33 protein-coding genes and 1 pseudogene are annotated in these 26,179 nt (G+C 59.9%); 31 read left to right on the forward strand and 3 right to left on the reverse strand.

From position 1 onward, the window contains the following. The first annotated feature begins 95 nt into the window (after window positions 1-95). The 8 genes from AB5G72_RS02715 to AB5G72_RS02750 are packed head-to-tail and all read left to right on the forward strand — an operon-like array spanning window position 96 to window position 7,311. Window positions 96-659 (forward strand): terminase small subunit, encoded by a 564-nt coding sequence (locus tag AB5G72_RS02715; RefSeq protein WP_440220915.1) that lies wholly within the window; start codon window positions 96-98, stop codon window positions 657-659. After that, window positions 613-1,827 carry a PBSX family phage terminase large subunit gene (locus AB5G72_RS02720; RefSeq protein WP_440220916.1) on the forward strand — a complete coding sequence of 405 codons (1,215 nt, stop codon included), beginning with the start codon at window positions 613-615 and terminating at the stop codon, window positions 1,825-1,827. Before AB5G72_RS02715 ends, AB5G72_RS02720 begins: the two co-directional genes overlap by 47 nt. A 20-nt stretch (window positions 1,828-1,847) precedes the next feature. Beyond that, on the forward strand, window positions 1,848-3,794 hold the full coding sequence (locus AB5G72_RS02725) for a phage portal protein family protein (protein ID WP_440220917.1): 1,947 nt from the start codon (window positions 1,848-1,850) through the stop codon (window positions 3,792-3,794). Then, window positions 3,772-4,584 carry a phage minor head protein gene (locus AB5G72_RS02730; RefSeq protein WP_440220918.1) on the forward strand — a complete coding sequence of 271 codons (813 nt, stop codon included), beginning with the start codon at window positions 3,772-3,774 and terminating at the stop codon, window positions 4,582-4,584. Before AB5G72_RS02725 ends, AB5G72_RS02730 begins: the two co-directional genes overlap by 23 nt. A gap of 43 nt (window positions 4,585-4,627) precedes the next feature. Beyond that, the gene (locus AB5G72_RS02735; protein WP_440220919.1) at window positions 4,628-5,785 is read left to right on the forward strand and encodes a phage protease; all 1,158 of its coding nucleotides are present in this window, start codon (window positions 4,628-4,630) and stop codon (window positions 5,783-5,785) included. Then, on the forward strand, window positions 5,785-6,153 hold the full coding sequence (locus AB5G72_RS02740; RefSeq protein WP_440220920.1) for a hypothetical protein: 369 nt from the start codon (window positions 5,785-5,787) through the stop codon (window positions 6,151-6,153). Before AB5G72_RS02735 ends, AB5G72_RS02740 begins: the two co-directional genes overlap by 1 nt. Window positions 6,154-6,184: 31 nt before the next feature. After that, entirely contained in the window at window positions 6,185-7,123 is a 939-nt protein-coding gene (locus tag AB5G72_RS02745) for a major capsid protein (RefSeq protein ID WP_440220921.1), read from the forward strand. An 8-nt stretch (window positions 7,124-7,131) separates the two neighbouring features. Further along, window positions 7,132-7,311 carry a DUF7210 family protein gene (locus tag AB5G72_RS02750; RefSeq protein WP_440220922.1) on the forward strand — a complete coding sequence of 60 codons (180 nt, stop codon included), beginning with the start codon at window positions 7,132-7,134 and terminating at the stop codon, window positions 7,309-7,311. On the opposite strand, the gene AB5G72_RS02755 is transcribed toward AB5G72_RS02750, so the two are convergent. Next, window positions 7,308-7,892, reverse strand: a complete 585-nt coding sequence (locus tag AB5G72_RS02755; RefSeq protein WP_440220923.1) for a hypothetical protein — start codon at window positions 7,890-7,892, stop codon at window positions 7,308-7,310. The two genes, AB5G72_RS02750 and AB5G72_RS02755, sit on opposite strands and share 4 nt — an antisense overlap. A 139-nt stretch (window positions 7,893-8,031) precedes the next feature. Here AB5G72_RS02755 and AB5G72_RS02760 point away from each other — a divergent pair, with 139 nt between their 5' ends. The 18 genes from AB5G72_RS02760 (at window position 8,032) to AB5G72_RS02845 (ending at window position 20,650) form a co-directional block, all read left to right on the forward strand. Then, window positions 8,032-8,829: a hypothetical protein gene (locus AB5G72_RS02760; protein WP_440220924.1), complete on the forward strand. Its 798-nt coding sequence runs from the start codon at window positions 8,032-8,034 to the stop codon at window positions 8,827-8,829. Window positions 8,830-8,831: 2 nt separating this feature from the next. Further along, window positions 8,832-9,305 carry a phage virion morphogenesis protein gene (locus tag AB5G72_RS02765; RefSeq protein WP_440220925.1) on the forward strand — a complete coding sequence of 158 codons (474 nt, stop codon included), beginning with the start codon at window positions 8,832-8,834 and terminating at the stop codon, window positions 9,303-9,305. After that, entirely contained in the window at window positions 9,302-9,817 is a 516-nt protein-coding gene (locus AB5G72_RS02770) for a hypothetical protein (protein ID WP_440220926.1), read from the forward strand. Before AB5G72_RS02765 ends, AB5G72_RS02770 begins: the two co-directional genes overlap by 4 nt. A gap of 31 nt (window positions 9,818-9,848) precedes the next feature. Further along, the gene (locus AB5G72_RS02775) at window positions 9,849-10,010 is read left to right on the forward strand and encodes a hypothetical protein (protein WP_440220927.1); all 162 of its coding nucleotides are present in this window, start codon (window positions 9,849-9,851) and stop codon (window positions 10,008-10,010) included. Beyond that, window positions 10,000-11,190, forward strand: coding sequence for a hypothetical protein (locus AB5G72_RS02780; RefSeq protein ID WP_440220928.1), 1,191 nt, complete (start codon window positions 10,000-10,002; stop codon window positions 11,188-11,190). Before AB5G72_RS02775 ends, AB5G72_RS02780 begins: the two co-directional genes overlap by 11 nt. A 65-nt stretch (window positions 11,191-11,255) precedes the next feature. Beyond that, window positions 11,256-11,519, forward strand: a complete 264-nt coding sequence (locus tag AB5G72_RS02785) for a hypothetical protein (protein ID WP_440220929.1) — start codon at window positions 11,256-11,258, stop codon at window positions 11,517-11,519. Window positions 11,520-11,714: 195 nt separating this feature from the next. Next, on the forward strand, window positions 11,715-13,643 hold the full coding sequence (locus AB5G72_RS02790; RefSeq protein ID WP_440220930.1) for a tape measure protein: 1,929 nt from the start codon (window positions 11,715-11,717) through the stop codon (window positions 13,641-13,643). Continuing rightward, window positions 13,640-14,509 carry a phage distal tail protein gene (locus AB5G72_RS02795; protein WP_440220931.1) on the forward strand — a complete coding sequence of 290 codons (870 nt, stop codon included), beginning with the start codon at window positions 13,640-13,642 and terminating at the stop codon, window positions 14,507-14,509. Before AB5G72_RS02790 ends, AB5G72_RS02795 begins: the two co-directional genes overlap by 4 nt. After that, window positions 14,506-15,570, forward strand: a complete 1,065-nt coding sequence (locus AB5G72_RS02800) for a hypothetical protein (RefSeq protein WP_440220932.1) — start codon at window positions 14,506-14,508, stop codon at window positions 15,568-15,570. The genes AB5G72_RS02795 and AB5G72_RS02800 overlap by 4 nt, the downstream gene beginning before the upstream one ends. Before the next feature lie 2 nt (window positions 15,571-15,572). Further along, a complete protein-coding gene (locus tag AB5G72_RS02805; protein ID WP_440220933.1) occupies window positions 15,573-16,082 on the forward strand; it encodes a hypothetical protein in 510 nt (169 codons plus the stop codon). Next, on the forward strand, window positions 16,079-16,570 hold the full coding sequence (locus tag AB5G72_RS02810; RefSeq protein ID WP_440220934.1) for a hypothetical protein: 492 nt from the start codon (window positions 16,079-16,081) through the stop codon (window positions 16,568-16,570). Before AB5G72_RS02805 ends, AB5G72_RS02810 begins: the two co-directional genes overlap by 4 nt. Continuing rightward, complete coding sequence (locus tag AB5G72_RS02815; protein WP_440220935.1) at window positions 16,567-17,010, forward strand: hypothetical protein; 444 nt, start codon at window positions 16,567-16,569, stop codon at window positions 17,008-17,010. The genes AB5G72_RS02810 and AB5G72_RS02815 overlap by 4 nt, the downstream gene beginning before the upstream one ends. 29 nt (window positions 17,011-17,039) lie before the next feature. Continuing rightward, window positions 17,040-17,285, forward strand: a complete 246-nt coding sequence (locus AB5G72_RS02820) for a hypothetical protein (RefSeq protein WP_440220936.1) — start codon at window positions 17,040-17,042, stop codon at window positions 17,283-17,285. A gap of 719 nt (window positions 17,286-18,004) precedes the next feature. Beyond that, window positions 18,005-18,898, forward strand: coding sequence for a hypothetical protein (locus AB5G72_RS02825; RefSeq protein WP_440220937.1), 894 nt, complete (start codon window positions 18,005-18,007; stop codon window positions 18,896-18,898). An 84-nt stretch (window positions 18,899-18,982) separates the two neighbouring features. Then, entirely contained in the window at window positions 18,983-19,705 is a 723-nt protein-coding gene (locus AB5G72_RS02830) for a hypothetical protein (protein ID WP_440220938.1), read from the forward strand. A gap of 9 nt (window positions 19,706-19,714) precedes the next feature. Further along, entirely contained in the window at window positions 19,715-19,960 is a 246-nt protein-coding gene (locus AB5G72_RS02835) for a hypothetical protein (protein WP_440220939.1), read from the forward strand. 1 nt (window position 19,961) lies between these two features. Next, the gene (locus AB5G72_RS02840) at window positions 19,962-20,204 is read left to right on the forward strand and encodes a DUF7427 family protein (protein WP_440220940.1); all 243 of its coding nucleotides are present in this window, start codon (window positions 19,962-19,964) and stop codon (window positions 20,202-20,204) included. A 95-nt stretch (window positions 20,205-20,299) separates the two neighbouring features. Further along, a complete protein-coding gene (locus AB5G72_RS02845) occupies window positions 20,300-20,650 on the forward strand; it encodes a histone-like nucleoid-structuring protein Lsr2 (protein WP_440220941.1) in 351 nt (116 codons plus the stop codon). 167 nt (window positions 20,651-20,817) lie between these two features. Here AB5G72_RS02845 and AB5G72_RS02850 read toward each other — a convergent pair whose 3' ends face one another. After that, window positions 20,818-21,747, reverse strand: a complete 930-nt coding sequence (locus AB5G72_RS02850; protein WP_440220942.1) for a toll/interleukin-1 receptor domain-containing protein — start codon at window positions 21,745-21,747, stop codon at window positions 20,818-20,820. A gap of 61 nt (window positions 21,748-21,808) precedes the next feature. Between AB5G72_RS02850 and AB5G72_RS02855 the strand changes: the two are divergent. The 3 genes and pseudogenes from AB5G72_RS02855 to AB5G72_RS02865 form a co-directional block, all read left to right on the forward strand. Continuing rightward, a pseudogene (locus tag AB5G72_RS02855) lies at window positions 21,809-21,925 on the forward strand (DUF4244 domain-containing protein); the annotation flags it as partial. Beyond that, entirely contained in the window at window positions 21,925-22,284 is a 360-nt protein-coding gene (locus AB5G72_RS02860) for a TadE family type IV pilus minor pilin (RefSeq protein ID WP_167457848.1), read from the forward strand. The pseudogene AB5G72_RS02855 and the gene AB5G72_RS02860, both read left to right, overlap by 1 nt. Beyond that, window positions 22,281-22,685, forward strand: coding sequence for an Rv3654c family TadE-like protein (locus AB5G72_RS02865; RefSeq protein WP_308203071.1), 405 nt, complete (start codon window positions 22,281-22,283; stop codon window positions 22,683-22,685). Before AB5G72_RS02860 ends, AB5G72_RS02865 begins: the two co-directional genes overlap by 4 nt. A 4-nt stretch (window positions 22,686-22,689) precedes the next feature. Here the strand turns inward: AB5G72_RS02865 and AB5G72_RS02870 are convergent, their stop codons facing one another. Then, on the reverse strand, window positions 22,690-25,062 hold the full coding sequence (locus AB5G72_RS02870) for a DEAD/DEAH box helicase (RefSeq protein WP_440220943.1): 2,373 nt from the start codon (window positions 25,060-25,062) through the stop codon (window positions 22,690-22,692). 199 nt (window positions 25,063-25,261) lie between these two features. Here AB5G72_RS02870 and AB5G72_RS02875 point away from each other — a divergent pair, with 199 nt between their 5' ends. Beyond that, window positions 25,262-25,465: a cold-shock protein gene (locus tag AB5G72_RS02875; RefSeq protein ID WP_067711447.1), complete on the forward strand. Its 204-nt coding sequence runs from the start codon at window positions 25,262-25,264 to the stop codon at window positions 25,463-25,465. An 88-nt stretch (window positions 25,466-25,553) separates the two neighbouring features. Further along, complete coding sequence (locus AB5G72_RS02880; protein ID WP_067712074.1) at window positions 25,554-26,141, forward strand: hypothetical protein; 588 nt, start codon at window positions 25,554-25,556, stop codon at window positions 26,139-26,141. Window positions 26,142-26,179 lie beyond the last annotated feature (38 nt).

Consider the following 26,179-nt stretch of genomic DNA (forward strand, 5'->3'; position numbering starts at 1 on the left):
GCCAGCGTACATCGTAGGTCCGACAGTCAAGCTCGAGCGGTGCGCTTCGTAAAGACTCTGGACTAAACGCGCCGTTTATGCATAAATGGTGGTATATGCAAGAAGTCGAACAAAAGAACAAGGGCGGCCGACCACTAAAGTTTCAAACAGTGGAGGAGTTGCAGCGCAGAATTAGCGACTACTTCAACGCTTGCGATCCCCACACGGAGATGCGCCGCGTCCCTGTAGGTAACGACAAAGAGGGAAAAGCGATCTTCGGCGACCGCGAAGTGATGACCGATCAGAAGCCCTACACCATCACTGGGCTCGCTCGTGCGCTTGGGACCAGCCGAGAAACTCTCCTCGATTACGAGTCTGGAAAGCATGACGAAAAGGCGGGAGATTTCGACGGTGCAGACCAGCGGTTTTCTGACGCAGTAAAAGAAGCCAAGTCTCGTGTGCAGGAGGATGCCGAGTCTCGCTTGATGTCTGGTATGCCTGCGACAGGCTTCATCTTCTGGCTCAAGAACAACGCTGGATGGCGCGACCGCCAGGAGGTTGACCACACGACCAAAGACCAGCCCATGCCCCTACTCGCAGGCCTCGCTCCAGCAAAGCTAGAGGTAGACGACGATGGCGGCACTGCTCAAGCAGACGACAGCTCTCACGAAGATCAGTAGCCTCAAGCGGCGACTTCGTATTATCCAGGGAGGAACTAGCGCGTCGAAGACGTTCTCGATCCTCGCCTACCTGATTCACGTCTCGCAGGCCAACCCCGACCTGCTCACGTCAGTTGTCTCGGAGTCTCTGCCGCACCTCAAGCTCGGTGCCATCCGCGACTTCAAGCTGATCATGAAAGCCCAGCGTTACTGGGACGAGGAAGCGTGGAGCAAGGGTGACTTCATCTACACGTTCCCGAACGGCTCGATCATCGAGTTCTTCAGTGTGGACAGCTCAAAGGCGCACGGACCCCGCCGTGACATCCTCTTCCTCAACGAGTGCAACAACGTCAGCTACGAGGTGTTCACGCAGCTAGAGACGCGTACTCGCAAGCTGGTGATCGTCGACTTCAACCCGGTAGCGAGCTTCTGGATTCACGAGCGGGTCATCCCGCACATGCCCCATGACTTCCTCAAGCTCACGTACAAGGACAACGAAGCACTGGAGCCCGCCATCGTGCGGTCCATCGAGTCGCGCAAGAACGACCCGAACTACTGGAAGGTCTACGGCCTGGGTGAAGTGGGCGTCTTGGAGGGCGTCATCTTCGGCGACTGGCAGGAGATCGACCAGATTCCGGACGAGGCACGTCTTCGCCGGCGGGGCTTGGACTTCGGCTACACCAACGACCCCACGGCCATCGTGGCGGTCTACGAGTGGAACGGCGGCTACATCCTCGACGAGGAGTGCTACCAGACCGGGATGCGCAACCGTCACATCGCTGGGCACATCAAGGGACTGCCCGACCCCGACACTCTGGTCGTAGGGGACAGTTCCGAGCCAAAGAGCATCGACGACATCGAAGACGAGGGCGTGCCGATCATTGGCGCGGAGAAGGGCGCCGACTCAGTCCGCAACGGCATCGACACCATGCTCGGCCTGAAGATCTACGTGACGAAGCGCAGCCTCAACCTGATCAAAGAGCGCCGCAACTACACCTGGAAGAAGAACCGCCATGGTGAGGCGTTGAATGAGCCAATAGACAACTGGAATCACGGTATGGACGCTGCGCGGTATGCCATCACCGACTTAGTGGGCAATGATGCGGGTCCTTTGCGCTACGAGCGTCCGAGCGAAGAAAACGACATTGACACCATCTACACATCTGGACTTCTCGACAAAAGATTCTAATTGTTTTACATTAAACTCATATGGCAGATGCAAGCAAAACGAATCTACCGAAAGGTTCTAAAGAAATAGGCGAGAGCGGTACTCGCATCATCAATGGGTTTATTACTGGTGAGGAGTACAACGCCGACCTACGCGGTCGTCGGATGTACGAAATCTACGAAGAGATGCGACGTGGCAATGCCACCGTCAAGGCCACGCTCTCCGCAATGAAGCTGCCGATCCTCTCCGCGACCTGGGGAGTCAAGCCAGCTAGCGATGACCAGACCGACATTGAGGCCGCGGACCTGGTGGAGGCCAACCTCATGGAGGTGCTCAACTTCCAGTCCATCCTGAACGAGGCTCTGACACACCTGGACTTCGGCTTCGCCGTGTTCGAGAAGTGCTGGGGAGTCCAAGAGATCGACGGCAAGTGGCGCGTCGTGCTCAACAAGCTCGCGTTCCGCAAGCAGACCACCGTCTACAAGTGGGAGACCGAGGACGGCAAGCCTGGCATCACTCAGATGAGTGCCGATGGCAAGACCTACAGCATCCCTGCATCGAAGCTGCTCGTGACTACCAACGCCCAGGAGGGCGAGAACTACGAGGGCGTCAGCATCCTGCGTCCCGCCTACCAGAGCTGGTACATCATCAACCAGCTCTACAAGATCGACGCCATCGGCCATGAACGCCAGGCGCTCGGTGTGGTGGATGTGCAGTACCCCAAGGGTGCGAGCGAGAAGGACATCCAGAAGGTTGAGCGCCTAGCTCGCAACGTCCGCGCCAACGAAGAGGCGTACATCTCTCACCCTGAGGGTTGGAGCGTTGGCTTCATGGACATGAAGGCACACACGCTCAAGGACATCGGACCGTCCGTCTCGCACCACAACCGCCAGATCACGCTCTCAGCGATGGCCCAGTGGCTCATGATCGGCGCAGAGAACGGCAGTGGCACCCGCTCAGCGGGCGAGGACCAGTCGAGCATGTTCGAGCTCGCTAACCAGGCGATCGCCGACAATATCGCCGCAGACTTCAATGCCCAGGTCGTCAAGGAGATTGTCGACCACAACTTCAACGTCACCTCGTACCCGCAGGTCGTCGTCTCCCGCGTTGGCCGTGAGAACACCAAGGAACTAGCCGAGACTTTTAAGACACTCGTGGACGCTGGCGGTATCAACCCGTACGAGCAAGACGAAGAGCACCTGCGAAAGCTACTGCACCTTCCACTCCCTCAAGACATAGATGGTGACGATTCCACAACGAACTTATCCACAGGAAAGAAGAAGCCGACTGCATCAGAGGAAGAGGATGTGGACGACTCGGTCGACGGCGGTGGAAAAGTAGAAGCGTCTGTAAGTGCGCGCGAGTTCCCCGGTCTTCACGAGGGGCTAGGCATAGATACGAAGAAGCTCGGATGCATCATGCTCGACACAGAGAAGCTTGAAATCACGAAGCACATCGAGGGTGCTGAGGACGACCTTGTCCATTCCACCGATAGGCATGATCACAAAATGGGTGCGGTCGCAGAGGAAGAGCCCCACGTAACGCTACTGTTCGGGCTGCTGGAGAACGGAAACCTCTGGAAGAAGGAGGTGGATACGGTCCTGAAGGGCTGGAAGATGGACAACATCGAGATCGAGGAAGTTGACTACTTTGATACCCCTGACTCGTACGCCGTAGTAGCGCACGTCAAGAAGACGCCTGAGCTCATTGATGGGCACGAACGTCTGACTCTCCTGCCGCATGTGGCTACGTTCAGCGAGTACAAGCCTCACCTGACGCTCGCATACCTGGAGAAGTCTGCGGACGTGGACCGATGGGTATCGCAACTCGGCAAGGTCTACAACGGTAAGAAGATCAAGGCCACGGGGATCAACTACGGCGATCTTCCTGACGAGGGCGGAACAAAAGCTTCAGCACTCCACGCCCAAGCCAAGCGCCTCAGTGATCAGCTGGCAGAGGAGCTCTATGGATCGCGCCGCGCTGCTTGAGTCCCGTCGCTTAGTCCTAGCGGCTGCGAAGGCGGGGGAGCCGTGGCACTCGAGCTATAAGCGCAACAAGGCGCTGTTTCGTCGTCTCACGGAAGCGGAGGCCGCGCTTGAAACGTCTGCTGCCGAGTACCTCTACAACCTCTCAAGGCGAGCGCCGGCCTACGTCGATTGGTCCGTGTATGCCGGGGAGCTAGCCAAGCAGCCCAAGCTCCAGGCGGGCATCAAGGCCGCAGCCGATCCGGTCAGTAGCGAACCGTGGGAAGCGGAAGCGTTCGAATTCCAGCGAGCCGTCATCGACGCCATCACGATCGTGGCAACCATCGGCGCAGAAGCAGCGTATGAGCGCTATGGTCTCCCGCTCACTGTCTCCGACTACGGCGACCTGGTATCCGACGCAGCTCGCAATCACGTAGCGACTCTCGTGTCCGGCGTGACTGAGACGTCACGTGACCAGATACGCCGTGCGCTGCGGGACAGCCTGGCGCGTGGGGAGTCCTCGGACCTCGCCATGGAACGCATCATGAAGACGATCAACAACCCGGTCCGCGCCGAGATGATCGCCCAGACCGAGAGCGTCAACGCCTACACGATGGGCACGCTCGCATATGCCGAAGAGACTGGCGCGAAGAAAAAGACTTGGGAAGCGCTCGTGGATGCCTGTGATGTCTGTGCGCCCCTCGACGGCAAGACGATAAAACTGAGCGAGAAGTTCAAGCTGAACGATGGCACTGAGGTAGACGGTCCTACTTCGCACGTGCGCTGCCGATGCGGTGTCTACGTGGAGTATTAACCCTGTTGACAAACAAAATGCACTTCAGCATATTACAAGTTAGATGAAAACCAAGCCAACACTTTTTCAAGTAAAACTCAATGCCTCCACCGATGGAGGTAAGTATCCAAGCCGTATCGAGGCAATTCAAGTTGGTGAGTGGTGCGCTCCGTATCACGGCGACTTTGAAGTAACTCGTGGCGATCTGCTCGAAGCGAAAGCCAACTTCGATGCTGGTATCTATCGCGTGAACGGCACAGAGCCAATCGCGGGAACGCTCGACCACCTGGGCGGTGGCACGCCTGCAGCGTTCCGCATGACCGCCTTCGAGGTAGAGGGCGATTCACTCTATGCATCAGTCGAGTGGACTGAACTCGGCAAAGAGAAGCTTGACCGTGACGAGTACCGGTACTTCTCTATCGAGTACTTCCCACGCTCAATGCCGTGGACGAATCCGGAAGATGCCGGGCAAGTATTAGCGAACGTGATCACTGGCGGGACACTGACCAATGATCCGTTGTTCAAGAAGCTGAAACCCGTCATGGCAAGCGCCAGGGCCGGAGAAAGCGATAACCATAATGAAAGGAAAGGTATGGATTTAGAAGCAATCCGAGCGAAGCAGGTTTCAGACCTCACCGCAGAAGAGAAGACGTTCCTAGCGGAACACAAAGCCGACCTCACCGAGGAAGAGCTGACGAAGTTCGAACTGAGTGAAGGTGCTGGTGAAGGCGAAAGCCAAGACCAAGGCGGAGACCAGGGCGAAGGCACTGGTGATGAAGGTAAGAACGTCGAAGCAAGCGCCACTGGCCGCATCGCAGCACTTGAGAAAGAGCTCGCAGCCGTACGCGCCAGCGCAACCGCAGCAACCGCAGCACTTGCAGACCGTGACGCACGTGAGTTCGTCCAGGCGAGCGTGAAGGCAGGACAGATCAAAAGCGACCAAGAGGACGCAGCGGTCCGCCTGATCACTGCATCAAGCAAGAGCCAAGCAGCGGCCGTCAAGAAGTTCATCGAGGGCCTCCCGAAGAACGAGAGCCTCAACGCATCAGCCGCTGGCACAGACAGCCAAGCAGGTGCACCGTCAGCGATCAACATGGTCTACGCGAAAGCAGACGAGATGGTCAAAGCTGATGCAGGCCTCAGGCGCACCGATGCGATTATGAAAGTGCTCAAAGAGGACAAAGATCTAGCAACTAAATTTGAAGCAGAAAGGAACCAGTAATGGCAACATTCCGAGAAGGTGACTACAACACTGTCGAAGCGGCAGTCGAGCTAGCGCCATACACAATCGTGAAACACAACGCCGATGGAAAAGCAGTCAAGGCAGCAGCCGGCACTGACCTTATCCGGGGCGTGGTAGAAAAAGGCGGCAAAGCGGGAGACTCAGTCTCATACGCTCGCGTCAACGGCAGCGGGACATTCAAGGTCCGCGTCGGCGGTACAGCGGTAGCCAAGGATGCACTATTAACTAGCAATGCCAGCGGACTCGCAGTTACTGCGACTACTGGCGACACGGTGTTTGGTCGAGCAAACGTGGCTGGTGAAGCTGACAGCGTTGTTGAGTACGACAAGCTCGACACAACAGCTTAACAACTAAAACAACTTAATAGGAAAACTGAATATGGAAAACTATACAGATCAAGTGCTCACTAACATGAGCCAATCCATGCAGAACAGCGATGACTCCTTCCTGGCGTCAAAGCTTCTGCCTCGCGTCGCAGTCGCGAAAAACAGTGGTGTCTTCCCGAAGTGGGGCAAAGAAGCACTGGTCATCCAGAGCGACCTACGTCGTACAGGGCGATCACTCACTCGTGAAATCGGCATCACTCGAAGCACTGGCACATGGGGACCGCTAACAGAGAAGGCTCTCAAGTACTTCCTCTCACGCGACGAAGCCCGCATGTACAGCACACCGCTTGAAAGCCAGACACAGGCGCTCAACGTGCTCAACCAACAGATGTTGCTAGCCGAGGAGTACCAGGCTGCGCAGACACTCACAAGCACGAGCCTCATCACTAACAACGTGACTTTGACTAGCGGTTCACAGTTCAACGACGAAGCTGCTGATCCAATCAAGACCATCGTGACTGGTATCCGTGCGGTAGAAGACGCATCATTCGTCTCTCCGAACACTGTTGTCTTCTCACGCAAGGCATGGAACGCACTACTTGAGCACCCATCAATCACTGATCGTTTCAAGTACGTACAGGCCAGCATCATCGGTAAAGCTGAAATCTTGGCTATCCTCGCACCTCACGGTATAGAGAACATCGAGATCGCTAAGGCTCGCGGAACTCTGGTAGACACAGAGAATCCAAACGAGGGCGGCTCTCTGATCGACCTATGGGGCCGGGACGTACTGATCACTCACGTGACACCACGACCTGCTCTGAACACCATCAATGGTGGTTACACTCTCTACCTCGAAGGTGAGAAGTTCGTCGATCGCTGGGACGTTAAAGACCCAATCGGTGAGTACATCCGCCAACGCGACTACTACGACCAGGTGCTGTTCTCAACTGACGTGTACTACCTAATCAAGAACGCTGTCGCGGCGTAGGTAGGGCTATGAAGGTAGTTCTACAGCGCGACATCATGCTTGAGGGCAAGGTGCTTGTCCGGGGCGAAGAGATCGAGGTGAGCCAAGAGCGTGCCAAAGAACTCAAACGCCTTGGCGTGATTGAAAAACAAACATCTGATGAACAACCAAAATCAGCACCGAGTAAAGCGAAGGCTAAGAAAGACTAGTCAACCGGCTTTTCGGAAGAAGGGCGCTCCTGTGAGGGGGCGCTCTTCTCGTTCCACTCTATCTCTTTGGATTGATTTTCGGCCAGCGTGCCTGCGAGGCCCGACTTACTTCTAAACTCCGGGCGAACCCTATTTCTTGATTTGAGGTGGTGTAGTTTGCGAATCGAGTTAACGAAGTCGTTTCGGCGCTTGAAGACATCCTTAAGGTGCTTCCCGACGTTCTTTTTCTTTTCGGCAGCCATGATAAGTTCAAACAGCGCATTGGATAAATTCGATGCGTTCTCTAGGATGTCCGGCGGTGCAAAGAGGTCTCCTTGGCGTACCACGCGCCTTACGGGATACCATAGAGTTTCTGGCCTCATCGGTAGGTCGTCTCCTGCGTCGCTATCGTGTCCACGACGGTGTAGCGCGCCCGAAATTACTTCTTCGCAGACTATGAGGACTTCCGTGGCCCACTCTCGTAACTGCTTTCGGTCCTCGGCCTTGTGGGCCCTAGCGGCGATTATCCACGTAACTGTTCCAGTTATCAGCGCGCCAACAAGGGTGCCGATCAATGGCAGTACCCACACGAAGTCTTCCACTTTACTATTCCTTCGACTTCCGCCATATTAGAGACATATGGCATATAATGTTCAATGCGAATCGTTCCAAGAAGTAATCGTAAAGGAGCGCACCCAACTTCGGGAGGGTGTTCTGGTAGGAGGTGCGTCCCTCACAGTCGTGAGTGCGCAGGGAATCGCCAACGGCGACGTGGTGTTGGTGGGCACACCAGGCCTGGACGGCTGCGAGAGAGCCGTTGTGGAGACCGTTACGTCCGAGACGCAACTGGCACTGGCTGAGCCGCTGAAACTGCCACACGCGGCCTATGAAGCGCTCACAGCCCTCAAGGCGGACCGTGTTCGCACCTACCGCGCCAGCGACCTGCTGAACCAGCCGCCCGAATCAGACGAGGCTTGGACCGTCCTGGGCGATCGAGAGATCGACTTCGACCAGCACAGCACTTATTACACAGACAGCGACGGTGGTGCCGACTTTTGGTACCGCTACACCTACGTGGACGCGTCCGACTCAGTAGAGACCGCTCCATCAACCCCTATCCGTGGCACTAACTACAAGCGCTACTGCTCACTGCGGGAGATACGCGAAGAGGCCGGGTTCCTCAACGCGGTGAACCTCAAGGACACACTCGTGGAACAACAGCGTCGTGCTGCTGAGGCGGAGATCAACGCGGTTGTCTCAGGCATCTACGGTGCGCACCTACCGTTCAGCCCGGTACCCGAGATAGTTCGGTCCCTGACCATCCAGCTTGCGGCAGGACTACTGCTGCTCGTCACGTTCGGTGAAGACAGCACCCGAGGCAACGATCTGACCAGCTCCGTACGCACTCGCCTCAAAGCGATTGCGTCACGCGAAGAGACGATCGACATTCCTGGAGCGACGCCAGGTGGCACGACCACCATTGGCTTCTGGCCTGATGAAACCGCACCGCGGGCGTTCCGCATGGACCAGAGGTTCTAGCTATGGCAGACGGCAGCTTGTCGATCACGATGGAGCTAGAGAACGAGGTGCTTGTTCGACGAATGCTCGGCGCACTTGGTCTGGCTATGTCCGACCTCAAGAGCGGCATGGAGGATGTCGGCTCAGATGCCGTCAAGTTCTTCAGCGGTCCAGTCTTTGCCAGCCGAGGCCAAGCAATCGACGCCACGTGGCCGCGTCTCTCGACGTCATACGCCGCCACCAAAGCGAAGCGCTTCCCCGGACGAGGCGTGCTGGTCGCCAGCGGAACTATGCGTAAGAGCTTCGACTCCGAAGCGGACTCAATGAGCGTCACGATCAGCAACACCGACCCGAAGTTCAAGTACCACCAGTCCAGTCGCGCTCGTAAGCGCATCCCTCGCCGTCAGATGCTCGGCATGAGCCCGAGCTTGCAGAAGCGGGTGACCAACACCCTCGCCGGCACGCTGGCTAAGAAGGTGCGGGAGGCTCAGCGATGAACGACCCAGTAGACCTCGTGATCAAGTTCCTCAAGGACGAGTACGTCGGCAAGGGCTTCATCAAGACCGTCATGGACGGCGATCCTGGCGCCCTTCCCCAGTTCGACATGCCGTGCCTAATCGTGGAGAAGCTCGAAGATGAGAGCTCTAACGGAGCCACTGGCCTGCAGGAAGTCAGAGACAGCCTGGTGATCAAGGTCGTGATGGATAAGCGGGAGGACTTCCCCGACCCCCAGGCGACCCAGGCGGACACCGCCAACCTCACCGGACGACGCCTGCGCAAGTTCATCGAGGGACGCGACCCTGAGTCCCGGCAGCGGTACGCCAAGGGCTCACTGCGAAGAGTGGTCCTCAACAGGTTCGAGGCTGAAGGGATCGCCACGAACAGCACTATGAGGGTCCAGTACGGCGTGGCCGAGCGGCCTGACTACCAACTGACGACAGAAGGCCACTTGACGCTGACGTACACCTACCTAATGCAGAACCCCCGTGATTCTTTACAAAGTAGCTAAGTTGCATAAGAATTAAAAGAGAGGAACCAATATGATTAAACGCAAGTACAAGAACGTATCCGAGATAGATCAAGCGCTTGTTGGCTTCGGCATTGTCGCTGCAGGCGTCACGATTGAAACTACGGGAGAAATCAACCACCCAGCCTTCAAGGAGGTGAAGTCAGTAAAGGAGAAGAAGAAAGATGGACAATAAGAACGGCATCAGCGGTAACAGCGGCTATCTCAGCATGGTCCGCGAGACGACGCCTGGCGTAGCGGTACGCCCGGTCAACGTCATCCCTATGTACGAAGAGACACTCACCACCGAGCTCAACCCGAACACCGACAATATGGTCTTCGGCTCTAAGGGGGCTCGACTCCTGACTACCCCAGGCAAGCGCTCGCACAACGGCGACATCACCGTCATGGCTGAGCCAAACAGCACGGCGATGTTCTTCGATGGACTGCTCCCGCGTACAGGCGTCACCGACAACCAGGACGGCACGTACGAGTGGGCGTTCAACTCGACATCATTCAACGCCACCAGCAGCTACACAATCGACGTCTCGAAGGGCGTGAGCGTGAGCCGCTTCGCTGGCGTGCAGTTCAGCGAGGTCAGCCCTGCCTGGTCCGAGAATCGTCAGCAGTGGAAGGTCAAAGCTACTGCTCTGCGAGCGTTCCACTCCGTGGCGGTAGCCAGCGTGGACGGCGCAGTCGTGACGCTCTCGACAGAGGGCTACACCGATAAACCTGCTGAGTTGCTGCTCGTTGGGGACAGCGTTGGCATCCGCCGCGCAAACGGCACTCACAGCTCGCACACCATCACGGATGTCACTGACACGACCGTGACGCTAGATGTCGCGCCTTCAACGGTAGCGGCCGGCGACGTCGTGTACCTACGACCAACCACGCCGACCCTCGACGACTTGTTCCCGTTCCTATGGAGCCGTACAGAGTTCCGCTGGGGAGAGACGGCAACTGCTGCGCTTGCAGCCGATCACGTGCCGTCCGAAGAGGGCAGCGAGTACGCGATCATGCACGAGTTCGAGGACGAGAAAGGCGACAGCGCCAGCGGTTCGTTCGACCGTCACATGCTCGTTCGCTCTCAGAGCATCGACGCCACAATCAAGGTCAACAACTACTACGACAACGACAAAGAGGCTGCGGAGTACAACGCGATTCCGAAGAAGGCACTTGTTGTTCGTTCGTTCAGCGTGGACGGCACAGAGGTTCGCTTGACCTTCAACAACCTGGCATGCACAAAGGGTGGCGACAAGCCACTAGTAAAGGCCGATGAGGCGCTCTACTACGAGCGAGAGTACGTGCCGAACTACGACCGCACCGACGGCCAGACCTTCGATGTCAAAGTAATCTGCAAGCTTCCTGAAGCGTAAGGGGGTCTATGCCGGTACTAAAAACTGAATACGAAATACTAACACTGAAAGACTCTGGCGCTAGGGTGACGATCTCAAAGCGACTTGCGGCCGGGACCGCTCTGGCAGCTGCCAAAGCCGAGGATGATGTCGCAGGCGTCCTGGAGATGCTAGAAGACCTCATCATCGACTGGGACTTCACTGACGAAGATCAAAAGAAGCTGACTATCGAAGTGGACGTACTCAAGCAATTGTCGCTTGAAGACTTCACTCAGCTTGCCCAGTACGTAACAGAGCTAGCGACTGACTCGAAGGATGCAAAGCTTCCTGCTGAAGAGGTAAAAGGCTAACCCTGACTCTCACGGCGGCGTATGACGGGCGGAAAGTCAGTCAAGCGCCGTCGCTTGATTACGCTGTATATCGCTGGCGCAAGGAAATGGGTGTCGGGTATCTCGAAGCGATGCAGACCCCGCTTGACATTATATTTAGAGACCTAGAATATATTGGGTTAGAAAGGTCCATAGAACGGGCAAAAAACGAATCTAGTGGCAAATGATCTCACCCTAAAAATTAAAGCAATTGATCAAGCGTCCGCGACGCTAGACGCAGTACGTAAAATGATTGCAGCAACAGGGAACGAGACCACTCAGACCGCTAGTAAGGGCGCGAAGCTCGCTACGGCATTCGCGGCGGTCGGCAAAGTCGTAGGGACCGCAGCAATAGCGGCTGGCGCAGCCGCAGGAGCTGCTGCATCCAAGTTCGTGCTCTGGAACGGCGCAATGCGCGCCCTCAATATCGAGGACGCCCAGGCGAAGCTCAAAGGGCTTGGACACGACGCCAAGTCCGTCGAAGCCATCATGGGCGATGCGCTGACCTCGGTGAAGGGAACAGCCTTCGGGCTAGACGCCGCAGCCACCGCCGCAGCCGGTGCAGTAGCCGCTGGAGTGAAGCCGGGCAAGGACCTAGCCCGCTACCTAAGTCTGGTTGGTGACGCCGCCACGATCGCGGGCGTTGGTTTCGGGGAGATGGGCTCGGTGTTCGGCAAGGTCCAGACACAACAGAAGGCCTACACCCAAGAGCTCAACCAGCTGGCCGACCGGGGCATCCCTATCTACCAGTGGCTCCAGGAAGAACTGGGCGTCACTCAAGAGACGCTGCGCGAGATGGTCGCGGCCGGCGAAGTGGACGCCGAGACTTACTTCAAAGCCATCGAGAAAAACATCGGCGGCGCAGCGCTTGAATCCGGCAAGACTACTCGCGGCGCCTGGGAAAACATGAAAGCCGCCATGTCGCGCGTAGGTGCTGACATAGCTGGTTCGGTACTTCCGAAGCTCCGCGATGCCATGGGTGGCGCGACACAGTGGATAGACAACAACGGGAAGGTTATCTCTGCCTCGGTCATTGATATGGGCACTCGGGTAGCTGAGGGCTTTATGGGCATGCTTCCCCACATCCAAGAGATGGCTACTCAGGTCGGAGAATACCTCGGGCCGAAATTCGCTGAGCTAGTGCGAGTGGTCCGCGATGACCTTATGCCAGCGCTCGGCCGTCTCTGGCGCGAAGTGATTGAACCGCTGCTGCCGGTGCTCGGTGTCGCTTTCGTTGGCGCGGTCGGTCTGGCCATTGATGTCTTGCGAATAATTACGGGGATAGTCAGCGGGGCGGTGGGGGTATTGACTTGGCTGTTCAACGAATTAGAGCGGGGTAACCCGATCGTGTGGACGTTGATTGGCGCTTTTGCTGGATTGAAGGTGGCGATGGCGTTCAATGCGATCTTTAACGCATTAACTCTCGGCTTCGCAACTCTGAGGTTGGTAACGATTCCTAGCGTGATGACCTCTATCGGACTTATGAAGGCGGCAATTCTGGCACCGATTGTGATGCCTGCAATCGTTATTGGTGCAGCCATTGCGGCACTGGCTGCGGTGATCAAGAAGCATCAGGAAACGCAGCAGGTGATTGAAACAACCAATGACGCGATTCGGCGCAATGACCGGCTCGGAGCTGACCTCGACGCGGCGATGAAACAACGGCTAAAGGATGGAAAGATCACCCAGGAGCAGTACCAAGAGTATATGCGCACGAGTACTCGGGTAGCTGAGCACGAATCACAGCAGATCGAGAACACATATTCAGGAGCTATTGGCACCGTCCGTCACTGGCTCGACAGCCTTGCGGGTTCCGAGTCCGCCCGAAAGTACAGCGAGATGAAGCGCAAGAGCGGTGGTGGCGGTGGACTCGCTACTGGTACCAACTACGCCGCTGGTGGCATGACATGGGTTGGTGAGCGCGGTCCAGAGCTGGTCAACCTCCCGCGAGGATCACAGGTTCTAACGAACAGCCAGAGCCGTCACAAGATGAGCAAGAGCGGTGGTGGCAGTGGTGTCGTAGTGAACGTTGCTGAGCAGCACATCCACAACGAAGCCGACGCGAAGTACTGGGCACGCAGCCTGGGAGCGAGGCTCAAGATATGAGGGCTTGGATCAATGACTTCCCTCTAAACGACCTCGATACGGCGGTGTTTATTCACGACCGCATCGAAGGACTGTCGGTCCCAGCCATCCGTCGCCCGACGGGCAAGAACATGGGCCAGAACGGCGCATGGCACGGCAAGGCGCTGTTTGACTCGCGCAACATCGGGATTCCAGTGACGATCGGGGCTCGCAGCATTCCAGAGTTCGAGACTGCTCGTGATGGGCTCTTGGAGGCGCTGCTCGAACGCGATGGCGAGGTGACGCTTCGCCTCATCCGCAACGACGGTGCTGCCCGCATCCTCTACTGCTACGTGCGCGACCCTGACATCCCATACGGCCCTAATCCGGTCTACACGCAGTTCAGTCTCGAGCTGGTGGCAGACAATCCAATCATCTACGACGACACGCCTGGGGCGAGCTTCACCACGGCACTCGTGAAGCGCAAGGGCGGTGGCGCGTACACCTCACCCGCTACGTTCCCACTCGTCTTCTCGCCTGGGGTCACCACTCCCGTGGTGGTCAATAGCGGGACCGTCGAGGCCTACCCGGTCATCAAGCTCACTGGCAGCATGACGTCACCGACCATCCGGAACAACACCACGAGCGAAGTCATCAGCCTGGGGCTCAACACAGGTCCGAGCGACGTAGTTCTGATCAACAACGCGCCTCACGACATCGTGATGGACAACGGGATCAAGCTGGCACCGCACAGCGTGATGCTCAATGGGTACAGCATCTACGGCAGCAAGTCGGGTGACTGGATCACCCTGACACGCGGAGCGAACGACCTTGAACTCTTGACTGGCTCAACGAGCGACAGTGTGGTCGGGGAGGTGAGCTGGAGAAGCGGGTACCAGAGCATATGATCGGCTCGAAACCGCCGTTCTACCAGTTCGAACTATTCGACAATACGGGCACTGCGCTGGCTGACATCACTCCCTACGTAGAGAAGCCGCACTACTCCATGGAGCTCAATGAGTCCGAGGAGCTCACCTTCTCGCTCGACCTGTTCAAGTTCCAGGACATCGCTGAACGCCTCGGTGTCGCTGACCCTGAAGTGCTGCTCGCTGAGTACGCCACCGACGTGAAGATCAAGCGCAACGGCGAGTACCTACTCGGAACGCACGTTGATTCCATCGGCATAGATATTGGCCCAGATAGCGCCACGCTATCCGTGACGGCGTTTGGGTACCTGGAGTTCTTTGACAAGCGGCTTATCACGAAGAAGTACCCGCTGACCTTAGACTCGACCTCCATCGCCCGCGACATGATCATGAACACCCAGAGCCGGCCGCGGGGGAGCTTTGGGGTGCAACTTCAGCCGAACGGCTACTCAAGCGGCGTGCTGCGCGACATGAACTACCAGGACGCCGAGATCAAGCGCGAGATCATTGACCTAGCCGAGAGTGGCTATGGCCCGTTCGAGTTCCGCTTCTCACCTGACAAGAAGTTCCAGACGTACCAACGGCTAGGCAGCGATGACGGGCTGATCCTGCGTCACGGGGACAATCTGACGGGCGTCACGCTCGACAGGCTCGGCTCACGGCGCTACAACTTCATCCACGGCCTCGGTAGTGGGTTCGGCTCAGACATGCTCCGGAAAGTAGCTGAAGACGCGGTTGATCAACAGCGGCACTACCTGCGCGAGAAGTCGGTGCAGTTCAACGGTGTCACGAACCCCAACACCCTCCTGCAGAACACCATCTCCGAACTATTGCTTGCGACCTCTCCCGCCATCCCTATTGTCGAAACGAACACCACCAAACTCGGCGGGGTGATGCCTCACTTAGGGGACACGGTTGGTCTTGACCTGACTGGCGTTCCCTACGTTGCCGAGTATTCGGGGATGTATCGAGTAATCAAGCTCGACGTTGGGCTGGATGAAAACGCGCATGAGGCTATAAGCATCTATCTGGGGGCTGCCTAGTCATGGTCAGCTACCTGCGACAGATCGAGACGAAGAACGATCCGAACGCCAGGTTGCTGTGGATCATGGAGCAGATCGACAGGAATATCGACGAGTTCAAGTCGAAGCAGGCGCTTTCAGGGGCGTCGGGGATGAAGGCGTACAACACGGAGAACCCCGGTACGGACTACGAGCAAGTCGTCACCTCTCCAAGCTCTACTTACGGCCGCTCGGTTCGTCTCACTACGGATTGGCAGGCCGATGGGTCGCAGGAGTTTCCGTTCACAAGCCCGTTCGTCAACTTCTTTGCCAATGGCGAGAAGATCGACTCACGCACCTGGTACTGGACTAACGGCAGCTCATCAGTTCGCCTGCAATCCCTCCTTGTGATGGACGGAATGAACCTAAACACTTCGTACTCACGAAGGTGGACATCGGAAGCGGTGGTGTTTGGCTCTGTGACTATTGGCATTAAGTCGTGGGTGTTCGGCACGAGCCCTGGAACACTCACCACCGAGGTGACGCTCATATGACCCGCGTACTACGACGATCACCGGATGAGAGCTTGAGCGGGTGGATACGAAGCCGCCAGGAGATATTGCAGCAACGCAAAGTGAACCCGCAGCCCATCGGTGATGCCGGGGTGATCATTCGCTCTGTCGATCTGGGGACCGCCTGGAGCGGAAGTCTTGTGTCAGGTGGTCAAGGTGGGGGCTCTGCGGGGCGCGTGCTGCGCGTGACGGCCATTGCTGACAACATGGAGGTCTTCTATGCGACCGCCTTCGGTCACTTGTACGTAGGCGGAAGCAGGTACCGGCCATCTGACTACCTCGCGGCAATGAAAGCCGGGCAAACCAACCCGTACTCGCTCAGCACGTATGCCGAGATGCCGCCAGACAATTCACCCAACAAGCGCGTGTGGCTGTTCAATATCAGCGGTCCCAGCGGAGGGAGCTGCTCGCTACGGCTCTTCGTCAACGCACCGGACACCTTTAGTCACACGGTGGAGGTGGTCGCATGAGGGAGCTACGTGATCTACCAGAGAACGCTTTCAGTAGTGCGCTGGAGGAGCTGCTTCGTATTAGCTCTGAGCAGAAGACCAGCATTCAAGCGTTCGGTAGCGATTCTGTCCTAACAAACATCGTCACGAGCGGAAATAGCTACGACATTCAGGTCAACAACGTCGGGTTCAACAACCGCGTTGTGGAGGTTTCCTATACCCCGAACGATTCGACGTTTGAAGGTCAAGGCACCGTGTTGAACTTCTACCTATACGCCGAGTGGCACGACCTCTATAACACCGGACAAGTCATGATCGAGCGGGAGGCGCCGGGGCCGTCTCCTGTTCAAAAGTGGAGGGTCTATCTAATCGGCAATGATTCTTCCCCGCCCCAGTGGGCACGTTTGACCTTCTACTTTGAAACGATCGGCTCTGGAACATTCACCGGGACTACATTATGATAAGAAAAAAGACCCAATAGGAATATTAAATGTCAGAGTTTACAAAACTAGAGATCCAGGAGATGGTAGACAGTAGAATCGAACGCTTTGCCGATAAGGAGCTAGACAAGCTCCTTGAGCTCATGTTTTATTCCAAGCTCGCACCATTGCTTGATCGCCTTAACAAGGTGGAGCAGGTAGTGGCGATGGTGAAGTGGTTGGCACTTGCCGTGGCAACACTTCTAGTCGGAACGATTTACCAGCTGCTTGTTGGCCTCGTGGGGGCGCAAGGATGAGCGTTACGCGCCGACAGCGAGTGTTCAATGTGGCGATGGCACTGACCTTGCTTCTCATGGTCGTGCTGTACTCGGTGGCCGTCTGGACTAACTGGCACCGCGCTCCAAGTGAACCGCGGGTTGCGACGACGACAGCCCTGCCTAAGCCAGTCCCAGGCCGCGAAGTAGAGAACGTCGAGATCAATGCTGAGGGCGAGTTGGTCCTCACCTTCTCTGATGGCGATGTCTCCAACGTCGGTCGCGTAATCGGCAACGCCGGATTGCGTGGTGCAGCTGGTGCTCCTGGGCGTGATGGCGAGCGTGGATCAGAGGGTGAGCAAGGCGAGCAGGGGGATCGTGGTGAGCCGGGGCCTCAGGGTGAACCCGGTCCGCAAGGTGTCCCAGGACTAAGTGGAGAAGATGGCGAACCTGGTCCCGAGGGGCCAGAAGGCGAACGCGGGCCGACAGGGCCAGCCGGCAGTGACGGCACACCTGGTTCAGATGGCGAGTCACCTCAACTGCGCTGCGTCGGCACCCTGCGTGGGTCGACCATCCAGTTCAAGCTACCCAGCGAGACGGAGTGGACTGACCTACTGACGATCAGCGGGAGGTCCGCATGCGTATAGCTACACCAAAAGTGGCAACCGCCGCGATCGTAATTCTCGAGCTGCTGCTAATTGTTTCGTTTGTGCTTGTAATTCTATTAAGGAAGGAGATATAGAATGTCTAGATTAACCCTAATGGGTGACACCATCGACGAGATGGGGTTCATGATCCCGCTCAGTCGACTGTTTAGTGGAGAAGTTATTGAGGGACTGAAGGTGGTCCCTACAACGCCAACAAGCACGAGCGTTGTCGTGCAGCCTGGGTCCGCGTTCATTCGCACGGGTGCACCCCCGAGTCATTACGCGTACCCCATCTGCCTGAATACGACCGGGGGGGAGGTGGTGGCACTGCCGCCAGCTCAGTCCCTACCAATGATCGTGGACATTGTTGCAGCGCTCGACATCCCCGCCATCGGTGCGGTTTCAGATACGAACAATCCAGGGACGTGGGAGCTTGTCGCCGTCGCGGGTACGCCAAACGCTTCACCGTCGGCTCCAACTGACGGGCAGGTACAGACGGCTGTGAGCAACAAGCCTTTCATTCGACTGGGGCGAATGACACACGACAGCACTACGCAGTCTAGTGGCGTGACTGTGTTAACAGACATGCGAGAAATGGCAAGTGGCTCTCTTGCTGGAGGCGTGGTGACACCGGAAAAGCGGAGCGGTGGTTTCAAGATGGGCGTAATGCCTGGCTCCACATTTAGTAGCACTGGAAACAAGTCCATCACGGGAGTGGGTTTCAGGCCTAAGTTGGTGAAGTTCACGGTTCTCTTTTCGACCAATAGCGACTCGGGCAACGAGGGGTCAGGTGTTATGACGACGACTGATCAGTACGCCGTCGCTTCGTACTCAACGGCAACTGCGGGTGGTCGTTATCACTCGATGAGCAATTGTATCGCTTGGATTAGCGGATCAACGGTACCGGGAATTTTAGCAAGTTATGTAAGTATGGACGCAGACGGTTTCACGATAAATGTAACGAGCTCAAATGGCATATGGTCCGTTGCGTACGAAGCGTATGCATAGGTCGTTACTATGAACTGGAGATTAGCAAAAAGTTTGATAACACTACGCAGCCAAGTCAACGCTGCCTATCCAAACAGGAGCAAGGTGAGCGACGGCACGATTGGTGACGCTGCTCATGCTGCAACCGCCAGCGACCACAACCCGAACCCCGATGGCGTGGTGTGTGCCTTGGACATAACGCACGATCCAAAGAACGGTCTTGACGCACACAAGTTCGCGGAGCATCTGCGTACTCACCGTCACCCGAACCTGCGCTACATCATCAGCAACGCTCGGATCGCTGGGGCGCACACAGGCTGGCAGTGGCAACCGAGTGTCGGGCACACACAACACGTTCACATATCAGTCGGCAATGCTGACGTAGGCGATGGGCAAACCACCTACAACTACGACAGTGCCAAAGCATGGGACATTAACCATAAAGGAGGTGGAATGATTGGCAAGACAACACTCACGAAAATTATTCGGGGCGTACTAAACCGCGAGCCTACAAAAACCGAGCTAAGTTGGGTCGGCAAGAAGACTGCCGACCAGGTAGTCGGGGAGCGCTACTCGTGGGCGGTGAAGAACAACCGCGATTATCGAAGCGCAATGCAAAAAGCGAACAGGGACATCGGCGCACTCAGCAAGCAGCTCTCGGACGTGAAAGCGGCTCTCGCTAATGAGAAGTCGAAACCGCCGATGCAAGTCGTAAAAGAAGTCGAAAAGATCGTAGAAAAAGAAGTCTATGTCGACCGCCCTGTTGGCGAAGAGGAAGCCGTGCGCGGGTTCTTCGGTCGCTTGCTCGACATGGTGTTTAAGAAATAAGGAGGTGATATGAACGACACAGCAACTGCATACATTAGGACATACGCGCCACTCTTGGCGGGAACAATAATTGGTCTGGCGGCACAAGCTGGCCTAGACATCTCGGCCGGGCTGGAGCATCTAACAGGATTGATCATCGTGGTAGCTGGTGCGGCCTACTACGCGCTGGCTCGACTTATTGGCCGTCGCTACCCAAAGGTCGAAGCCATCATGCTTGGATCGAGCAAGAAGCCTAGCTACAAGGCTGAGCGCTGACGTGGAACGTCCTAGGCCAAGTACGGCGGCGTGGGGCGTTTTAGCTGGCGGAGTGCTGGCCTACGACCTGCTCTCGCCTAACGGTGAGACGTTAAGTGAACGGTGTGATGATTGGATCGAGAGTCATCGCGCCGCTACATATGCGGCGATTGGTGTGACGGCGCTCCACCTGGCGAACTTGCTTCCCCAACGAGTCGACCCGTTCTACCGCCTTACATCGTTTAAAAACAACCGCGGAGACTAGACGCCATCCTCATGTTGAATCGCTCAGGGTTTTGCGTGGGTCTTTGTGTATCGTGAGGCGAACACGAACGTTATTCGCACTATTCAGGGGGCATCATGGCACAGCGTTACCAAGTCATCCGCATCAGCGACTTGTCGGGTGAAGAGCTCGGCGAATCCGGCGAGAGCATCCAGTTCTCTATCGGCTCCGACCAGTACCAGGTCGACCTGTCCGATGACGAAGCCGCAGCGTTCCACGAGGCGCTCCAGCCATACATAGACGTTGCGACTAAGACCGCCGGGCGCGGTGTGCGTAAGTCGGGTGGAGGCCGTCAGTCGAGTGGAACCGGCATGAGTAAGGACGAGCTCCAGGCCATCCGAAACTGGGCGAACGAGAATGGTTACGAGGTTTCGAACCGCGGCCGTATTAAGCAGGAGATTGTGGACGCGTACCGCGCTGCGAACTGATTTTGCTGCTCCGAACCCCTTCTCCGCTTGCTTCATTGCGGGGGAGGGGTTTTTGGCCTAAACGCTATATATCCAGTCCCCTACCGCCCTCGGGACACTATGCGTAGCGTTTATGGGCAGTTTTGCGCGTAGGAGTCCGGAGTAGGGGAGTGGTGGCTACGCGTGGCTCAGAACGGGGCCTCGGCTGCGAGGGCCTTAGCATCCACTGGCGGCCATGTGCGGCCGTGGCTTTGGTAAAATGGCCTAAGCGCGCCGGTCGGCAGTATGCCGTCGTGGACTTGGTTGTTCTCGTGGTAGATCTCGTCAAGCTCAGTCCACTGGTCTTCGGAGAGGTTCGTCAGGCGCGCGATTTGACGTGCCGTTGCTCCCGCGCTTTCATAGTTGGTTGCTTTACGTAGCGACGTGAACATGCCTTCTGTAACGCTTTCGCCAAGGCCAGGCTGGTTGCCAATCCACTCGCTGATTTCATCCGCAATCTCGCGCGGCCTATCTCCTTGCCTGCTGTTCCACTGATCGTTGGCTGCAAGTGCCTTCGGGTTCGCGCCCATTCGGATCGCATAGAACGGGACGTGTCGACCCTTCGCCCATCCGATCTCCTGCTGGCAGTAGGCGCTCTCGTTGAACTCAGTGTGCACGAGGGCAACGAACGCATCCATCGTGGCGAGGGCCTGTTCGATCTGTGCTTGGAATGGCTTCGATACCTCCATGGCGTCGTGTGCCACGAAGCCGTGAATGCCAACTACCGCGAGCTCCCTTGCGACCCCGCCAACGAACTCCTTGTGCACCGCAGAGTGCGAGATGAACAGTCTGATCATCCCTGGCTGCCAGTTGCCTATCTGCGTCTCAAGCGCCTTGTTTGTCAGCTCGTCCGGTTCCTGGCCTGCAACGATCGTGTACAGCTCGATCAAGTCCGCGTCCGAGGCGTCACTGATGGCGTCACCGAAAGTCGACCCGTTGTAGTCGTCATCGAGTAGGTCGAGCTTGAACTCGCCGAGCAGCATGTTTTGGCGTTTCAGATCCCAGTGATCGAAGTCCTGGTTGATCAGATCCACCAGCGCTGACTTGATTTTGAACCGCTCGGCACGTGTCAAACCCATGCCGCAATCGTAGCTGACGGTCCTGACCTGCATGTTTCTAGGCAGGGATTGACAAAACATCGTCGGGACGATCGCCGCCGCCGCGTTCGGCGCGGTGCTCTACACCGTGGTCAGCGGCGACTCGATCCCCGATGCGCTCGGCGGGATCATCGAACAAGCCCTCAACACCTCGGTGTGATGGCGCTGCGGCGGCTCCGGACCGCGTCGGCCCGCGACGACGGTTCGGTGACCGTGGAGGCGGCCCTCGGCATCGCCTCCCTGGTGCTGGTGTTCGGCGTCGCCGCCGCCGGGGCCGGCGCGGCGCTCACGCAGATCCGGGTGGTCGACGCGGCGCGGGAGGCCGCCCGGGTGGCGGCGATGGCGGGCCCGGGCGACGGGGTCGCGGCCGGACGGGCGGTGGCTCCCGGGGCGGAGGTGTCGGTGGACGGCGGCGGCTCGTTCGTCACGGCCGCGGTCGTGGCCCCGGCGCGGGGCCTGCCCGGTGTGGAGCTCCGTGGCCGGGCGGTCGCGCGGACCGAGCCGGGGGTGGTGGGATGACGCGCCCCGTACCTGACCGATCCGGTGCGGCCGCGCCCCGTTCGCCGGGGTGGCGGCGGGTGGTCGACGACGACGAGGGCGCCATGACCGTCATGACCGCCTTCGCCGTCGCCGCGGTTCTGGCACTGACGGTGGCGGTTCTCCTGGTGGGACGGGCCGCGGTGGCCGCGCATGCGGCCCGGGCCGCCGCGGACCTGGCCGCGTTGGCCGGCGCGCACGCCCTGCGCGCGGGGCAGGACGCGTGTGCCGCGGCGGCCGGGATCGCGGCCTCCAACAGTGCGGAGTTGTCGGTCTGCCGGGTCGACGGCCACGACGTCGTGGCCCGCGCCGAGGTGCGCGTGGATCTCGGGGTGTTCGGCGTGCGGTCGGGCTCGGCGGTGGCCCGGGCGGGGCCGGCCTGACGGGTCAGCGGGGACCGGCGGCGGGCCCGGCCGGCGCGGGCTCCCCGACACCCACGCCGCCCAGCTGTCCCACCACCTCGGTGAGCAGCGCGATCGCGCCAGGCTTGGACAGTGGGTCGTTGCCGTTGCCGCACTTGGGGGACTGGATGCAGGACGGGCAGCCCGATTCGCATTCGCAGGAGCGGATCGCGGCCAGCGTCGCGCCGAGCCACGCGGTCGCGCGCCGAAACCCGCGTTCGGCGAAGCCCGCGCCGCCCGAGTAGCCGTCGTAGACGAACACCGTGGGCAACCCGGTGTCCGGGTGCAGGGCGGTCGACACGCCGCCGATGTCCCAGCGGTCGCACGTCGCGACCAGCGGCAGCAGCCCGATCGCCGCGTGCTCGGCCGCGTGCAGCGCCCCCGGCCAGTCCGCCTCCTCCAGCCCGGCGACCCGCAGCAACTGCGGGGTGAGCGTGTACACCACGGCCCGCGTGGCCAGAGTGGTCTCGGGCAGATCGAGCGGGGTGACGTCGAGGATCTCGCCGCCACGCAGCCGCCGCTGGTAGCCGGTCACGCGGGTGGTCACCTCGACGTCGGCCAGCGAGAGGGTGACGGGACCGGCGGGTACCGACTCCAGGGTCTCGATCAGGTCGATCGACACCTGCTCACGTGCGCTGGTCGTCCAGTCCGGCACCTCGGGGTGGCACAGTGCCAGGCCGTCCTCGAGGTTCAGCTCGTCCACGACGAACGACTCGCCCTGGTGCAGGTACAGCGCCCCCGGGTGGACCTGGGAGCGGGCCCGGACGGAGTCGATGGTGCCGAGCATGCGGCCGTCCACGGCGTCGACGATCACCACCTCCGCCCCGCCGTTGCCGCGAATGTCGACCTCGGCGTGCGGGGTGTGGTCGTCGGCGGCCGGGTACCAGCCGGCCGGTCGGCGCCGCACCAGTCCGTCGGCGGCGAGCCGTTCCAGCACGTCGGTCGCGCCCCACGCGCGGGCCTCGTCGTGCGACATGGGCCGCTCGCTCACGGCGCACCTCAGTTGCCCGGCCAGCAGGACGGGGTTGCGCGGGTCGGTGACGGTGGCCTCGACGGGGCGGCCCAGTAGCGCCTCGGGATGGTGGACGAGGTAGGTGTCGAGCGGGTCGTCGCGCGCGACCAGCATCACCAGGGCGCCCTGTCCTCGGCGTCCGGCGCGTCCGGCCTGCTGCCAGAACGAGGCGATCGTGCCCGGGAAGCCGGCGCTGACCACGGCGTCGAGCCCGGAGATGTCCACACCCAGTTCGAGCGCCGAGGTCGAGGCCACGCCCACCAGCTCGCCCTCGGCGAGGCCGCGTTCGAGTTCGCGGCGGTCATCGGCCAGGTAGCCGGCGCGGTAGGCGGCGATCCGTCCGGCCAGCTCGCGGCCGCGTTCCCCGTGCTCGGAGGCGAGCCGCTCGCGGGCCCGCAACGCGGTCGACTCGGCACCGGCCCGCGACCGGACGAAGGTCAGGGTCCGCGCACCCTCCGCGACGAGGGAGGCCATGAGGGTGGAGGCCTCGACCGGGGCGGGCCGCCGGACCGGCGCGCCGTGCTCCCCGGACAGGCCCTCCATCAGCGGTGGTTCCCACAGTGCGACGGTCCGTCCGCCCTGCGGGGAGGCGTCCTCGGTGACCTCCACGCACTCGCGCCCGACCAGCGTGGTCGCGGCGACGCCGGCGTCGGAGGTGGTGGCGGAGGCCAGGATGTAGGTCGGTGCGGCGCCGAGCGCCCGCGCGAGACGGTCGAGCCGGCGCAGGACGAGGGCGACGTTGGAGCCGAACACCCCCCGGTAGGAGTGACATTCGTCGACGACGACGAAGCGGAGCCCCCGCAGGATCCGTGTCCACTGGCGGGCCCGGCCGAGAAGTGACAGGTGGAGCATGTCGGGATTGGTGACGATCCACCGGGAGTTCTCCCGGATCCAGGGTCGGGCGTCGGTCGGGGTGTCGCCGTCGTAGGACGCAGGTGCCACGTGGGAGAGCTCGGGCACGGCGTCCACCAGCGAGATGACGGACGACAGCTGGTCCTGCCCGAGTGCCTTGGTCGGGGCCAGGTAGAGCACGCAGGCGCCCGGGTCCGCGGCGAGCGCGCTGAGTGCGGGCAGCTGGTAGCCGAGGGACTTGCCGGACGCCGTCCCCGTCGCGACCACCACGTTGCGGCCCGCGTGTGCGTGCTCGGCGGTGGCCACCTGGTGGGCCCACGGGCGCTCGACCCCGCGGCCACGCAGCTCGTCCACCAGACCGGGGTGCGCCCAGGCCGGCCAGTCGGCGTGCCGGGCCTCGCGCGCCGGCAGGTCGACGGCGTGCGTGAGCGGCGACGCCCCGGCCGGCAGCTGCTCGAGCAGGTGGCCGAGGAGTTCGCGTCCGTAGGTCGTCACCCCTCGACCGTAGAGGGCTGATCACCCCGCGCGCCGGATCGGCCTGCCCCGGATCTGTTCTCCTGGCGCCGCGGTCGTGATGTACTGGACCCGGTCGTCATCATCGTCCACGGGAACCCCGTGGTCGGGGGCGCCGGCCCGACACGCGTGGCCATCCCGCGAGTCGCACCTGGCAGTACGGAAAAGGAACACATCAAAAATGGCACAGGGCACCGTCAAGTGGTTCAACGCGGAGAAGGGCTACGGGTTCATCGCCCCTGAGGACGGTTCGGCCGACCTCTTCGTCCACTACTCCTCCATCGAGGGCTCGGGCTTCAAGTCGCTCGAGGAGAACCAGCGCGTCGAGTTCGAGGTCGGCGAGGGCCAGAAGGGGCCGCAGGCCCAGGAGGTCCGCGCCATCTGAGGCGCTCCGCTCGATCACGGCGAGGCCCCCACCGCACGCGCGGTGGGGGCCTCGCGATGTGTCGGGGGTCGACCGTAGGCTCTGGACCGTGACGCAGCTGTCGTTCTTCGCCGCGGACGACCACGTCCCCGAGCCCTCGGACCTGGAGGGGGCGCTGGCCGCCCGGGGTCAGTCCACCCTCGCCGGCGAGCTCGCGCAGGTCTCTGTGGCCCTCGACGCGGCCTGGCGGGCGGACGCGCTGGAGTCCCTCCTGGCGGAGGCGGGACTCGATCCGATCCGCTCGGAGGCGGGCCCGGACGGCCGCTGCACGGTGTCGACCGCGCGGACCCCGGCCCTGGTACCGGTGGTGCGCCGCTGGCGGCGGGGCGCGGTCACCGCGGTGCCCGAGGGGTGGACGCCCTCCGCCGGTGCGCTGCGCGTCTGGGTGCTCACCGCCGGCCACGTCACCGACGGGGGAGCGGTCGAGCTGGGCATCGACGCCGCGATGGAACACCATGCGCCTCGACGGGACGCCCTGCGCGCGGCGCTGGACCGCGTCGGGATCCGGACCACCTACGTCGGCTCCAAGGGTGGCGGGCCGCTGCTGCGGCTCGGGACGGCCCGAGCTCGCACGCGTCTGGCGCAGAGCATCGGGCCCGCGCCCGCCGGGGTCCCGCCGCAGCACTGGCCCGGCTAGCTGGACCTCATAGTTGGCGCCGTCGCGCCGGACGTCGG

The sequence above is a fragment of the Dietzia sp. MNB45 genome (assembly GCF_051994785.1).
Lineage (GTDB): Bacteria > Actinomycetota > Actinomycetes > Mycobacteriales > Mycobacteriaceae > Dietzia > Dietzia kunjamensis.

Excerpts from the sequence above, each read along its gene's own strand:
- AB5G72_RS02715 (WP_440220915.1), top strand. The coding sequence starts at position 96 with ATGCAAGAAGTCGAACAAAAGAACAAGGGCGGCCGACCACTAAAGTTT.
- AB5G72_RS02720 (WP_440220916.1), top strand. The coding sequence starts at position 613 with ATGGCGGCACTGCTCAAGCAGACGACAGCTCTCACGAAGATCAGTAGC.
- AB5G72_RS02725 (WP_440220917.1), top strand. The coding sequence starts at position 1,848 with ATGGCAGATGCAAGCAAAACGAATCTACCGAAAGGTTCTAAAGAAATA.
- AB5G72_RS02730 (WP_440220918.1), top strand. The coding sequence starts at position 3,772 with ATGGATCGCGCCGCGCTGCTTGAGTCCCGTCGCTTAGTCCTAGCGGCT.
- AB5G72_RS02735 (WP_440220919.1), top strand. The coding sequence starts at position 4,628 with ATGAAAACCAAGCCAACACTTTTTCAAGTAAAACTCAATGCCTCCACC.
- AB5G72_RS02740 (WP_440220920.1), top strand. The coding sequence starts at position 5,785 with ATGGCAACATTCCGAGAAGGTGACTACAACACTGTCGAAGCGGCAGTC.
- AB5G72_RS02745 (WP_440220921.1), top strand. The coding sequence starts at position 6,185 with ATGGAAAACTATACAGATCAAGTGCTCACTAACATGAGCCAATCCATG.
- AB5G72_RS02750 (WP_440220922.1), top strand. The coding sequence starts at position 7,132 with ATGAAGGTAGTTCTACAGCGCGACATCATGCTTGAGGGCAAGGTGCTT.
- AB5G72_RS02765 (WP_440220925.1), top strand. The coding sequence starts at position 8,832 with ATGGCAGACGGCAGCTTGTCGATCACGATGGAGCTAGAGAACGAGGTG.
- AB5G72_RS02770 (WP_440220926.1), top strand. The coding sequence starts at position 9,302 with ATGAACGACCCAGTAGACCTCGTGATCAAGTTCCTCAAGGACGAGTAC.
- AB5G72_RS02775 (WP_440220927.1), top strand. The coding sequence starts at position 9,849 with ATGATTAAACGCAAGTACAAGAACGTATCCGAGATAGATCAAGCGCTT.
- AB5G72_RS02780 (WP_440220928.1), top strand. The coding sequence starts at position 10,000 with ATGGACAATAAGAACGGCATCAGCGGTAACAGCGGCTATCTCAGCATG.
- AB5G72_RS02795 (WP_440220931.1), top strand. The coding sequence starts at position 13,640 with ATGAGGGCTTGGATCAATGACTTCCCTCTAAACGACCTCGATACGGCG.
- AB5G72_RS02800 (WP_440220932.1), top strand. The coding sequence starts at position 14,506 with ATGATCGGCTCGAAACCGCCGTTCTACCAGTTCGAACTATTCGACAAT.
- AB5G72_RS02805 (WP_440220933.1), top strand. The coding sequence starts at position 15,573 with ATGGTCAGCTACCTGCGACAGATCGAGACGAAGAACGATCCGAACGCC.
- AB5G72_RS02810 (WP_440220934.1), top strand. The coding sequence starts at position 16,079 with ATGACCCGCGTACTACGACGATCACCGGATGAGAGCTTGAGCGGGTGG.
- AB5G72_RS02815 (WP_440220935.1), top strand. The coding sequence starts at position 16,567 with ATGAGGGAGCTACGTGATCTACCAGAGAACGCTTTCAGTAGTGCGCTG.
- AB5G72_RS02820 (WP_440220936.1), top strand. The coding sequence starts at position 17,040 with ATGTCAGAGTTTACAAAACTAGAGATCCAGGAGATGGTAGACAGTAGA.
- AB5G72_RS02825 (WP_440220937.1), top strand. The coding sequence starts at position 18,005 with ATGGGTGACACCATCGACGAGATGGGGTTCATGATCCCGCTCAGTCGA.
- AB5G72_RS02835 (WP_440220939.1), top strand. The coding sequence starts at position 19,715 with ATGAACGACACAGCAACTGCATACATTAGGACATACGCGCCACTCTTG.
- AB5G72_RS02845 (WP_440220941.1), top strand. The coding sequence starts at position 20,300 with ATGGCACAGCGTTACCAAGTCATCCGCATCAGCGACTTGTCGGGTGAA.
- AB5G72_RS02850 (WP_440220942.1), bottom strand. The coding sequence starts at position 21,747 with ATGGGTTTGACACGTGCCGAGCGGTTCAAAATCAAGTCAGCGCTGGTG.
- AB5G72_RS02860 (WP_167457848.1), top strand. The coding sequence starts at position 21,925 with ATGGCGCTGCGGCGGCTCCGGACCGCGTCGGCCCGCGACGACGGTTCG.
- AB5G72_RS02865 (WP_308203071.1), top strand. The coding sequence starts at position 22,281 with ATGACGCGCCCCGTACCTGACCGATCCGGTGCGGCCGCGCCCCGTTCG.
- AB5G72_RS02875 (WP_067711447.1), top strand. The coding sequence starts at position 25,262 with ATGGCACAGGGCACCGTCAAGTGGTTCAACGCGGAGAAGGGCTACGGG.